This window comes from Streptomyces sp. NPDC028907 (assembly GCF_055564995.1).
Map to the genome: position 1 here is coordinate 12,767 of NZ_JBVHVE010000028.1, position 11,349 is coordinate 24,115.

The 11,349-nt window shown below is 71.3% G+C and carries 9 protein-coding genes; 1 reads left to right on the forward strand and 8 read right to left on the reverse strand.

Going from position 1 to position 11,349, the window contains the following annotated elements; all coding sequences use genetic code 11:
• Nucleotides 1-173: 173 nt before the first annotated feature.
• From ACZ4UU_RS43870 to ACZ4UU_RS43885, 4 genes are all read right to left on the reverse strand, one after another.
• Nucleotides 174-677 (reverse strand): ATP-binding protein, encoded by a 504-nt coding sequence (locus ACZ4UU_RS43870; RefSeq protein ID WP_471909048.1) that lies wholly within the window; start codon nt 675-677, stop codon nt 174-176.
• A gap of 319 nt (nt 678-996) precedes the next feature.
• Nucleotides 997-1,764 (reverse strand): enoyl-CoA hydratase/isomerase family protein, encoded by a 768-nt coding sequence (locus ACZ4UU_RS43875; RefSeq protein ID WP_471909049.1) that lies wholly within the window; start codon nt 1,762-1,764, stop codon nt 997-999.
• Nucleotides 1,765-1,934: 170 nt separating this feature from the next.
• Nucleotides 1,935-3,197 carry a L,D-transpeptidase gene (locus tag ACZ4UU_RS43880; RefSeq protein ID WP_471909050.1) on the reverse strand — a complete coding sequence of 421 codons (1,263 nt, stop codon included), beginning with the start codon at nt 3,195-3,197 and terminating at the stop codon, nt 1,935-1,937.
• 192 nt (nt 3,198-3,389) lie between these two features.
• Nucleotides 3,390-4,631, reverse strand: coding sequence for a L,D-transpeptidase (locus ACZ4UU_RS43885; protein ID WP_471909051.1), 1,242 nt, complete (start codon nt 4,629-4,631; stop codon nt 3,390-3,392).
• A 298-nt stretch (nt 4,632-4,929) separates the two neighbouring features.
• Here ACZ4UU_RS43885 and glgX point away from each other — a divergent pair, with 298 nt between their 5' ends.
• Entirely contained in the window at nt 4,930-7,176 is a 2,247-nt protein-coding gene (gene glgX / locus ACZ4UU_RS43890; RefSeq protein ID WP_471909052.1) for a glycogen debranching protein GlgX, read from the forward strand.
• Between the two features lie 410 nt (nt 7,177-7,586).
• On the opposite strand, the gene ACZ4UU_RS43895 is transcribed toward glgX, so the two are convergent.
• Genes ACZ4UU_RS43895 through ACZ4UU_RS43910 form a run of 4 tightly spaced genes read right to left on the reverse strand, consistent with a single transcriptional unit; the run spans nt 7,587 to nt 11,151 of the window.
• Entirely contained in the window at nt 7,587-8,240 is a 654-nt protein-coding gene (locus tag ACZ4UU_RS43895) for a response regulator (protein ID WP_471909053.1), read from the reverse strand.
• Nucleotides 8,230-9,477 carry a sensor histidine kinase gene (locus tag ACZ4UU_RS43900; protein ID WP_471909054.1) on the reverse strand — a complete coding sequence of 416 codons (1,248 nt, stop codon included), beginning with the start codon at nt 9,475-9,477 and terminating at the stop codon, nt 8,230-8,232. The genes ACZ4UU_RS43895 and ACZ4UU_RS43900 overlap by 11 nt, the downstream gene beginning before the upstream one ends.
• Before the next feature lie 25 nt (nt 9,478-9,502).
• Nucleotides 9,503-10,237, reverse strand: a complete 735-nt coding sequence (locus ACZ4UU_RS43905; RefSeq protein ID WP_471909055.1) for an ABC transporter permease — start codon at nt 10,235-10,237, stop codon at nt 9,503-9,505.
• On the reverse strand, nt 10,234-11,151 hold the full coding sequence (locus tag ACZ4UU_RS43910; RefSeq protein ID WP_471909056.1) for an ABC transporter ATP-binding protein: 918 nt from the start codon (nt 11,149-11,151) through the stop codon (nt 10,234-10,236). Before ACZ4UU_RS43910 ends, ACZ4UU_RS43905 begins: the two co-directional genes overlap by 4 nt.
• Nucleotides 11,152-11,349 lie beyond the last annotated feature (198 nt).

Sequence of the window (11,349 nt, forward strand, 5' to 3'; positions counted from 1 at the left end):
CCGCACGGGTCGCCGGACCAGCGCCTTTCGCCCCCGCCGCCCCTACCCGTCCCCTCCCTGGGGCTGCGCCCCAGACCCCCGCTGTCGGCCCTCCATGCCTCACCCTCAAACGCCGGACGGGCCGAAAGTGCCTGGGCCGACGAAGCCTCGCCGGCTCAACCCGGAGGCAACCGTCAGCGGTCGGCCACCCTCATCTCGAACCACGTCGTCTTGCCGCGCGGCAGCAGGTCCACGCCCCAGCGGTCGGAGAGTTTGTCGACCAGGAACAGGCCCCGGCCGCTGATGTCCATCTCCTGGACCGGCATGAGACAGGGCAGGCCGCGGGAGGGGTCGCGGACCTCGATGCGGATCCAGCCGCGGCGGCGGCGCATACGGAGGCCGAAGACGCGGGCGCCGGTGTGGCGGACGGCGTTGCCGACGAGTTCCGAGACGAGCAGGACCGCGTCCTCCGTCATCTTCGGGGTCAGGCCCCACTGACTCAGGACCACCACCTGCGCCAGACGTCGTGCCGTGGCGGCGGATTCCGGGCGGGACGGCAGCGGGACCTCAGCCTCCGTGGGGTTGCCGAACAGCTCCAGCGCCTTCGCGGCAGTTTCATCCTCGACCGCCGGCGACCAGCGCGCCGTGGTCGCACGGCTGTGTCCCCGCGGCTGTTCGACACCCTCCAGCCCCGCCATGCCCCCATCATGGCCGCCCGTCGGGCCCTCCGGGGCCGTTCCCGAGGAATACACCCCCCGGAAGCGCTCATTCCGTACGACTCGGTCGGCATATGACAGAGGCAGTTCGGAGCCGCCCACAGCCTGGCTGACCTGCGACGAAGGGTCCACTGGAGGCAATCGACAGGCTCCCTCGACAAGGCACGCTTAAGGTTGCCTTAAGGCTCCCATAAACCGCCCCATCGAGGGACCCGGAATCAGACGTCCTGTCAATTGCAAGGGGTTCGGCGGACTTTCGGACCGGGAGTTCCCGGCCCGCGGCCCGCGCGCCCGGCGCCCCTCAGAGGAACTTTGCCTTCCCCGGACCCTCCTCCACGAAGCTCCGCATCCCCCGCTCCCGGTCCTCGGTCGCGAACAGACCGGCGAACCAGCCCCGTTCCACCGCGAGCCCCGTCTCGATGTCCGTCTCCAGACCCGTGTCGATCGACTCCTTGGCCGCGCGCAGCGCAATCGCCGGGCCCTGCGCCAGCTTCGCCGCCCAGGCGTGCGCCTCGGCGTAGACCTGGTCCGGCGCCACCACGCGGTCCACCAGGCCCAGCTCCCGCGCCTCGTCCGCCTTCACCATCCGGCCCGTGAAGATCAGGTCCTTCGCCTTCGACGGGCCGATCAGACGGGCCAGCCGCTGGGTGCCGCCCGCGCCCGGGATCAGACCGAGCAGGATCTCGGGCTGGCCCAGCTTGGCGTTGTCCCCGGCGATCCGGAAGTCCGCGCACAGCGCCAACTCGCAGCCGCCGCCGAGGGCGTAGCCGGTCACGGCCGCCACCACCGGCTTGGGGATCCTGGCCACCGCGGTGAACGACTCCTGAAGGGCCCGGGCGCGCAGGACCATCGCGGTGTGGTCCATGGCCTGCATCTCCTTGATGTCCGCGCCCGCCGCGAACACCTTCTCCCCGCCGTAGATCACCACGGCCCGTACGTCGTCCCGCCGGCTCGCCTCCTCGGCGAGTTCCTTGAGCCGGTCCTGGGTGGCGACGTCCAGCGCGTTCATCGGCGGACGGTCGAGGCGGAGGGTGCCGACGCCTTCGGCGACTTCGAGATTCACGGTCATGGAGGCAGGTTAACGGGGACTAACGGGTAGGGCTCGGGTGCGGTCGATCACACTCGGCCGGGGGTCTGGGGGTTGTCCCCCAGGCAGGCACAGCACGGGGACCAACGAGTACGGCCCCGGTGCCGTACCTCACATCGAGGCAGGCACCGGGGCCGTGGAACGCCGTGGGCTTACGCCTTCCACTTCTCCCAGGACATGTTCCAGCCGTTCAGCCCGTTCTCCGGAGCCACCGTCGCGTCGTTGGAGTTCTTCACGACCACCACGTCGCCGATCATCGAGTGATTGAAGAACCACGCGGCCGGGGTGCCCTTGTCCCACGCGCCCTTGACGTCGCGCAGGCCGATACAGCCGTGGCTGGCGTTGTAGTTGCCGAAGGCGCCGCCGCCCCAGTAGTTGCCGTGGATGAAGGTGCCGGAGTCGGTCAGCCGGGTGGCGTGCGGGACGTCCTCGATGTCGTACTCGCCGTCGTAGCCGACCGTGTCGCCGTTCATCCGGGTCTCGACGAACTTCTCGGTCATGACCATCTGGCCGTTCCAGGTGTCGTACCCGGGCTTGCCGGTGGTGACGGGGATGGTCTTGATGACCTTGCCGTCCTGCATGACCTTCATCTTCTTGGTCTTCACGTCGACGACGGAGACCTGGTTGCGGCCGATGGTGAAGGAGAGCTTCTTGTCCTGCTCGCCGTAGACCCCGGGCCGGCCCTCGACGCCGTCGAGGTTGAGGTCGACCGTGACCTTCGTGCCGGCCTTCCAGTATTTCTCGGGACGGAAGTCGAGGCGGTCGTTGCCGAACCAGTGGCCCGCGACCTCGACCGCCGGCTCGGTCTTGATGGTGATGGCCTTCTCGACGTCGTCGGGGTTGGTGATGCCCCGGGTGAAGCGGATCGAGAACGGCATCCCGACGCCGACCTTGGAGCCGTCCTCGGGGGTGAAGTTGCCGAGGAAGGTGTTCTTCGGGGTCAGGGTGGTGAAGTCGGCCTCCTTGGCGGCCTCCAGGCCGTCGGAGTCCTTGGCGACCGCGTGCACCGTGTACTTCGTGGCGGCCGCCAGATGCGTGGACGGCGTCCAGGTGCCGCCGTCGCCGGATATCTTCCCGGCTATCGCGTTGCCCTTGGCGTCCTTGACCTCGACGTCCGTCAGCCTGCCCTTGGCCGCGGTCACCTTCAGCGCGCCGCTGGTCTCGACGGACTTGGCGCCGTCCCCCGGCGCTATCGTCACGACGGCCTGGGACTTCCTGGCCTCCGCCGTACTGGAGTCCTCGCCCTTCCCGTCGCCGGCCCCCGTCGTGGAACCGCCGCCCCCGCCGCACGCGGTGACGGCGAGCAGCAGCGCCCCGGCCAGCACCGCCATCTGCTTGCGCCGACGCCCTCCGCCCGCGCCGCCCCTCGCGTTCACCGCGTCAACCGACGCCCCCGATATCGGCCGCACGTTCAAGTCGTTCTCCCCTCCCCGGGCCCTGGTCAGGCCCGCGCCCCCACGCGTTTCCCGCGCGCACCGGCGCATATTAACCACAAGGTCATGTGCGTCGGCGCCGCGCGATTGTCACCGTTCAGTTCCAACATCGGCCGATAGCCGGTCGGTCGAGTCGTTCGGGGAACTCACCCCCGAACCCACCCCCCTGTCCTGTTACTTCACCGCACTACCCGCCTTCCACTCCTTCCAGCCCATATTCCACCCTCCAAGGCCATTGTCGGGAGCGACCTTTTTGTCATTGCTGCGGACCACCTCGACGACGTCCCCGATCAGGCTGCGGTCGAAGAACCAGCCCGCGGGCGTCTCGGAGCCGCCGCCCTTGACGTCCCTGAGCCCGACGCACCCGTGGCTGACGTTGCTCTGACCGAAGATCGAGGCGTCCGCCCAGTAGTTGCCGTGCAGGAAGGTGCCGGAGTCGGTGAGGCGCATGGCGTGCGGGACGTCCGGGATGTCGTACTCGCTCTTGCCGTCGGGCTTGCGGAAGCCGACCGTCGCACCGTTCATCCGGGTCAGTTCGAGCATCTCGGTGACGACCATCTTGCCGTTGTAGGTCGTGTTCTTGGGGGCGCCGGCCGTGATCGGCACCGTGGTGAGCAGTTCGCCGTCGCGCCGGACCTCCATGGTGTGCCGGGCCGCGTCGACGACGGAGACCTGGTGGCGGCCGATGGTGAAGGAGAACGTCTTGTACTGCTGCCCGTACACCCCGGGCGCCCCTTCGACGTCCCGCAGCCGCAGGGCGACGGTGACCCGGGTGCCGGGCTTCCAGTAGTGCTCGGGACGGAAGTCGAGGCGGGCCTTGCCGAACCAGTGCGGGCGGATCTCCACGGCGGGCTCGGCCGTGACGTGGACGGCGCGTTCGACGGCCTTCCGGTTCTCGATCTCGCGGTTGAACTCCAGGGAGACGATCATTCCGGTGCCGACGGTGGAGCGGTTCTCCGGGGCGACGTAGCCGATGAACCGCTCGTCGGGGACGTACGTGGTGAAGGTCGTGTGCCGTGCGCTGCGGCGCCCGTGGCCGTCGAGGGCCACCGCGTCGATCGTGTACTTGGCGGCCAGCGCCAGCCCGGGGTCCTCGGGCTCCCAGCGCAGGCCGTCCTTGGAGATGTGCCCGGGGACGGGGGTCTCCTGGGCGTCCTGGGACTTGACGACCTTCACCGACTCCAGGCGCCCGCTGACCACCCGGACGAGCAGTCGGTCGTCGGGGCGTGCGCCCTTGGTGTCATCGTCGGGGGTGACCCGGATGACGTCCTCGGGCGCCGGCGCCTTGCCCAGCATCTGGTCGACGCCACCGCCGTCCGTAGTGCAGCCGGCGGCTCCGGCCAGCAGTCCTGCCCATGTCAGTACGGCGGCCAATGCGGCCCCCGCGCGCCGCGCGCGCCCTTGTACATGCCTCACGAACACCCCAACGACCGGGGCGGCCCCTGGGAAACGTCGGCGCCGGGGCGCTCCGCCGCGAGGTGCCGGGCCGGACCTCGGCCGTCCGCGGGTTCGCCGTGGCTGGTCGCGCCCACGCGGGCGGAGCCGCGGACGGATACGGCTCCGCGCCCCCGGGGTGCGGTCGACTTCTCCGGGGTCGCTTGCCCGGCCGGTGGGCAGAACATGTGGGAGGACTACGCGATGGGGAGCCGCGGACCGGGACGCCGGGGCTCTCCTTCCACATGCGTGTGGTCCCTGAGCCGTGGGAGGCCTACAGGTGTCGAGCGCAGCCGAGCAGGAGGCGGTGGCGGGGGCGGTCGCCGCTGAGGAGGGGCGCCCGGCCGCCGTCGTGAACGGCGCGCGGCGCAAGGCCCCTGCCGTGCCCGTGTGGCCCGGCGCGCCCGTGCCGCTCGGCGCTCGCTTCCGGGTCGGCCCGGACGGGGTGGCGGGCACCAACTTCGCGCTGTGGGCGGGGGGCGCGGAAGCCGTCGAGCTGTGTCTGTTCGACGACCAGGGCAAGGAGACACGGGCCGGGCTGACCGAGCTGACGCACGAGATCTGGCACGGGTTCGTGCCGGGGGTGATGCCGGGTCAGCGTTACGGCTACCGGGTGCACGGCCGCTGGGACCCGTGGACCGGCGGCCGCTGGAACCCGGCGAAGCTGCTCCTCGACCCGTACGCCCGCGCGGTGGACGGCGACTTCAGTCTGCCGCCCGAGGTGTACGGGCACGTACGCGACTGGCCGCAGCAGCATGTCGCCGACACGGTGCGCGACGAGCGGGACTCGGCGCCGTACGTCCCGAAGGGCGTGGTCGTCCACGATGACGACGACTGGGCGGACGACCGCCGGCCGAAGACGCCGTGGGCCGACTCGGTGATCTACGAGGTGCATGTGCGGGGGTTCACGAAGCTGCACCCCGGGATCCCGGAGGAACTGCGGGGCACGTACGCCGGTCTCGCGCATCCGGCGGCGATCGAGCATCTCGTGAAGCTGGGCGTGACGGCGGTGGAGCTGCTGCCGGTGCACCAGTTCGCCCACGAGGACCATCTGCTGCGCAAGGGCCTGCGCAACTACTGGGGCTACAACTCCATCGGCTACTTCGCCCCGCACGCCGCGTACGCCGCCTCCGGTACGACGGGGCGGCAGGTCGGCGAGTTCAAGCGGATGGTGCGTGCGCTGCACGCGGCCGGGATCGAGGTCATCCTCGACGTCGTCTACAACCACACGGCGGAGGCGGGCGAGCTGGGGCCGACGCTGTCGCTGAAGGGCATCGACAACCGCGGGTACTACCGGTTGCAGTCGGACGCGCGCCGGTACGCCGACTACACGGGCTGCGGCAACACGCTGCACGTGGTGCAGCCACACGTCCTGCGGCTGATCACGGACTCCCTGCGGTACTGGGTGACGGAGATGGGCGTGGACGGCTTCCGCTTCGACCTCGCGGCCGCGCTCGCCCGCTCCATGCACGACGTCGACATGCTGTCGCCGTTCCTGGCGGTCATCGCGCAGGACCCGGTGCTGCGGCGGGTGAAGCTGATCGCCGAGCCCTGGGACGTGGGCTCGGGCGGCTACCAGGTGGGCGCGTTCCCGCCGCTGTGGACGGAGTGGAACGACCGCTACCGCAATGCCGTACGGGACTTCTGGCGGGGCGCGCTGCCGGACGTACGGGATCTGGGGTACCGGCTGTCGGGGTCGAGCGACCTGTACGCGTGGGGCGGGCGGCGGCCGTACGCCTCCGTCAACTTCGTGACCGCGCACGACGGTTTCACGCTGCGCGACCTGGTGTCCTACGAGCGCAAGCACAACGAGGCGAACGGTGAGGGCAACCGGGACGGGTCGAACGACAACCGGTCCTGGAACGGCGGGGCCGAGGGCGAGACGGACGACGAACGCGTCCGGGCGCTGCGGCGACGGCAGTTGCGGAACCTGCTGACGACCCTGCTGCTGTCGACGGGCGTGCCGATGCTGGTCGCCGGCGACGAACTGGGTCGCACCCAGCGGGGCAACAACAACGCCTACTGCCAGGACAACGAGATCAGCTGGCTGGACTGGGGGCTGCTGGAGGACCCCGGCTGGAAGGCCCTGTTCGACCTGACCTCCCGGCTGATCGAGCTGCGCCACCGGCATCCCGTGCTCCGTCGCCGGGCCTTCTTCTCCGGGCGGGCACACTCGGCCGACGGGTTGCGGGACCTGGCATGGTTCACGTTGCGCGGGACGGAGATGACGGAACGGGACTGGTACGCGCCCGCCGCCACGCTTGGCATGTATCTGTCCGGGCGGGACATCCCGGGCCGCGACGAGCGGGGGGCGCCGATCCTCGACGACAGCTTCCTGGCCCTGCTGCACGCCGGGGACCGGCCGGTGAGCTTCGTGCTGCCGGGGCCGCCGTGGGCGGAGCGGTACGAGGTGGTCGTCGACACGTCGCGGGAGGAGCAGGAGGAGGCGCCGGGGGTGGAGCATCGGGCGGGGGCGGCGATCACGGTGCCGGAGCGGGCGGTGCTGCTGCTGCGGGCCGTCGCGTGAGGAGGCCTCGCCCCCGCCGCCCCTACCCGTCCCGTCCCTGGGGGCTGCGCCCCCAGACCCCCGCTGCCGGCCCTGCGGGCCTCGTCCTCAAACGCCGGACGGGCTGAAGATGCCTGGGCCGGCGCAGCCCCCTGCGGGTGGGTGGGGGGTCGGGACGGCAATGGCTCGTCCTCAAGCGCCGGACGGGCTGAAAGATCCAGCCCCGGCCCGGCAAATCCAGCCCCTCCGGCGCTTGAGGAGCGGGGTCTGGGGCGGAGCCCCAGAAAGGGGCGCGGGGCTGTGTCAATTTGCGGCTCCGCCGCGTGGGCGCGACCAGCCCCCACCGGCCGGCCCCCCGAAGGACGACCCGGGGTCGAAGGGGCCGAGCCCCTGGGGATGGGACGGGTAGGGGCGGCGGGGGGCGACGAAAGTCAGCTCCGTCCCGGTCGGCCCAGGATCCCCCGCTCGTACCCCGTCGCCACCGCCGCCGCCCGGTCCTTGACGCCCAGTTTGGCGTACAGGTGGGTGAGGTGGGTCTTGACGGTGGCCTCGCTGATGAAGAGTTCGCGGGCGATGTCGCGGTTGGATGTGCCCTTGGCGACCAGGGCGAGGACCTCGCGTTCGCGGGTGGAGAGGGGTTCGTTGCCGGGAGCCTTGGGGGTGCGGACGGCGGAGACCAGGCGGGAGGCGACGGCCGGGGAGAGGACCGTGCGGCCCTCGGCCGCCGCGCGGACGGCCGTGAAGAGTTCGTCGCGCGGGGCGTCCTTCAGCAGATAGCCCGTCGCGCCCGCCTCGATCGCGGGCAGGGTGTCCGAGTCGGTGTCGTACGTGGTGAGGACCAGAACCTTCGCGCGGGCGGCGCGGCGGGTCAGTTCCCGGATGGCGTCGACGCCGCCGCCACCCGGCATGCGCAGGTCCATGAGGATCACGTCCGGGTCGAGGGCGGTGGCGCGGTCGACGGCCTCGACGCCGTTCGACGCCTCGCCGAGGACGGTGAATCCGGGCGCGGACTCGAACATGCCGCGCAGACCGTCCCGTACGACGGGATGGTCGTCGACGATCAACAGCGAGATGTCACTGGTCATGGCGGACCAACGGTACGCGAGCCGACAGCGCCGTGCCGTGCCCCGGCTCGGACTCGACGGTGAGGGAGCCGGCGATGCGTTCGGCGCGGGCGCGCATGCCGGCGAGGCCGAAGCCGCCGGTGCGGGAGCGCTCGGGGAGGGCGAGCGGGTCGAAGCCCCGGCCGTCGTCGCGGATGTCGAGGATCACGACGTCGCCGAGGAAGGAGAGGGTGACGCCGACGCGGGTGGCGTGCGCGTGCCGGGCCGCGTTGGAGAGGGCTTCCTGGGCGATCCTCAGCAGGGTCGCCGAGAGCTCGTCGTGGAGTTGTTCCGCGGCGCCGGTGACCGTGAAGTCGGCGCGCACGCCGGTGCGTTCGGCCCATTCGGTGACCGTGCTCTTCAGGGCCTGCGGCAGTCCGTCGTGCTCCAGGGCCACGGGGGCGAGGTTGTGCACGGAGCGGCGGGCCTCGCCGAGGCTGTGGCGGGCGAGGGTCGCGGCGCGGTCGAGGTGGGTGCGGGCGGTCGCCAGGTCGGGGGCGCTCGCCACGACCTGGAGCTGGGCGATGATGCCGGTCAGGCCCTGGGCGATGGTGTCGTGGATCTCGGCGGCGAGGCGGCGGCGCTCGTCCGCGACGCCCGCTTCCCGGGCCTGGACGAGGAGTTGGGTGTGGAGGGCGGCGTTCTCGTCGAGCGCCTGCTGCAACGCCGTGTTGGTGCGCTCGAGTTCGGCGATGGTCGCGGCCTGGGCGTCGACGTGCTCCTGTTCCTTCTCGGCGAACCGGGCGAAGACGGCAGTCATCCCGACGTGCGCGCCGAGGACCGCCGCGAACACCGCCCAGACCGTCCACGACCGCAGGTTGGACATGCCGCCGACGTTCGAACCGGCCATGACGACGGCGGTGGCGAACAGTCCGGGCTTCACCAGCGGCCGGGGCAGCAGGCGGTCCGCGGTGAAGTAGCCGAGGATGGCGTAGAAGGCGAAGAAGGGATTGAGCCAGGTGAGAACGAAGGCGATGGCCCAGCGCGCCACGAAGTAGCAGGCGCCCGCGGCCGACGGCCCGCTCGGCATCCTTTCCCACCACATCTGCAGTCCCAGCGCGGCGAGGACCAGCAGCGCGACGGTGCTCCACGCCGCCCGGTCCATGGGGATGACGTCCCTCGTGGCGGCGGAGATGACGAGCCCGGTCCCCAGCAGGGCGTACGGCCCCCACCGCTCGAACCGGGTCCACCACTGTTCGCTGCCGCGTGTCGCCCCCATGGGCTCAGTCTGCACGGCCCGCCCCCTACTCCCAGCGGAACCAGCGCGCGGCCACCACCGACAGCACCACGGTCCAGCCGGCCGTGACGCCCAGGTGGGTCCAGCCGGGCCAGTCGCCCACCATGGCATCGTTCAGGGCCTGCGCGGCGGCACCGAACGGCGTGAGCCCGACGACGTCGGCCAGGACGTCGGGCATGGCCTGCACCGGCAGCCACACTCCCGCGCAGAACAGCATCGGGAAGGACACCGCCGTCCCGACGGCCCCCGCGATCTTCACCGTCCGGGACACCGCCGCGATGACCGATCCCAGGGCGAGCGCGACGAGCACCGCGAGGACCAGCGCGAGCAGATAGCCGTACGGCTGCTGCGGCAGTCGTACGTCGTAGGCAAACCGCCCGACCGCGAGCGCCAGCAGCGCCGAGAGCACTGCGGCCAGGGCGTGCACCAGCATCTGCGCGGACAGCAGCGCCGACGGCCGGACCGGGGTGGTGGACATACGGCGCAGGATGCCCTGCTCCCGGTAGCCGGTCAGGCCAGTCGGCATCGACTGCACACCGGCGACGATCATGCCGACCAGCACGGCCACGGGCACGTAGGTGTCGATGACGCGCAGACCGTCGAGCCCGTCCTGGGGCTCGCGGAACGCCGGGACGGCGCCGAGGATCGCCAGCAGCAGCGGCGGGAACACCAGGATCCAGAAGAGGCTGCCCGGTTCGCGGGCGAGCAGCCGGGCCTCGGTGCGCAGTACGGCGGTGTTCATGACGTGGTCTCCGTGAGGTCCGTCCTGGTGAGGTCCAGGAACGCGTCGTCCAGCGTGGCGTCGCTGACGCGCAGTTGGTGGGCGGTGATGCGGTGGCGGGCGAGCAGCGTGATCACGGCGTTGACCGTCTCGTCGCTGCCGGCGAGAGTCACGCGGCCGTCCCTCAGCTGTACGGAAGCCAGCTCGGGCAGGGCGCTCAGCTCCCCCTCGTCCAGCGGTGCGGACGGCGTGAAGGTGATCACCGTGGCTCCGGCGGAGCGGCGGATCAGCCCGGCCGGGGTGTCCAGGGCGGCGACACGGCCCTTGTCGATCACGGCGATCCGGTCGCAGAGCCGCTGCGCCTCCTCCATGAAGTGGGTGACGAGCAGGACGGTGACCCCGTTGTCCCGCACCTCCTCGATGAGCTGCCAGGTGTCCCGGCGGGCCCGCGGGTCGAGGCCGGTGGTCAGCTCGTCCAGGACGACGATCCGGGGGTTGCCGACCAGGGCGAGCGCGATGAACAGGCGCTGCTTCTGGCCGCCGGAGAGCTTGCCGAACCGGGTGCCGAGCCGGTCGGCCAGGCCCAGGCGTTCGGCGAGGGGGCGCCAGTCGGCGGGGTGCGGGTGGAAGGCGGCGTACAGCTCGAGCGCCTCGCGCACGGTGAGTTTCTCCTGGAGGCGGCCCTCCTGGAGCTGGGCGCCCAGGACATGAGCGACCTTGTCGTGCTCGGCGACGGGATCGAGGCCGGTCACCCGGACGCGGCCGGCGTCGGGGACACGCAGGCCCTCGACGCACTCGACGGTGGTGGTCTTGCCGGCGCCGTTCGGGCCGAGGATGCCGAAGATCTCACCCTCGTCGACGCTGAAGGAGACGCCGTCGATGACGGTCCGGCCGCCGTACGACTTGCGCAGATCGGTGACTTCGATGACGGACATGGCATCAGGGTCGCGGCGGTGCGGGGTGCCGCACATCGGCCGTCGCGCTCGAAGGCGCATCGGCCGATCGGTTGACGGTGCCGTACGACCTCTCACCGCCCGGCCCGGTACGACCCCTCGAACACGCAGGTCGTAGGTCCAGCGGCCGATGGCGGACCGGCCAAAACTCGGTGGGCACTGTCAGTGGCGATCCGTAGG

Excerpts from the sequence above, each read along its gene's own strand:
- ACZ4UU_RS43870 (WP_471909048.1), bottom strand. The coding sequence starts at position 677 with ATGGCGGGGCTGGAGGGTGTCGAACAGCCGCGGGGACACAGCCGTGCG.
- ACZ4UU_RS43875 (WP_471909049.1), bottom strand. The coding sequence starts at position 1,764 with ATGACCGTGAATCTCGAAGTCGCCGAAGGCGTCGGCACCCTCCGCCTC.
- ACZ4UU_RS43895 (WP_471909053.1), bottom strand. The coding sequence starts at position 8,240 with ATGACCAGTGACATCTCGCTGTTGATCGTCGACGACCATCCCGTCGTA.
- ACZ4UU_RS43900 (WP_471909054.1), bottom strand. The coding sequence starts at position 9,477 with ATGGGGGCGACACGCGGCAGCGAACAGTGGTGGACCCGGTTCGAGCGG.
- ACZ4UU_RS43905 (WP_471909055.1), bottom strand. The coding sequence starts at position 10,237 with ATGAACACCGCCGTACTGCGCACCGAGGCCCGGCTGCTCGCCCGCGAA.
- ACZ4UU_RS43910 (WP_471909056.1), bottom strand. The coding sequence starts at position 11,151 with ATGTCCGTCATCGAAGTCACCGATCTGCGCAAGTCGTACGGCGGCCGG.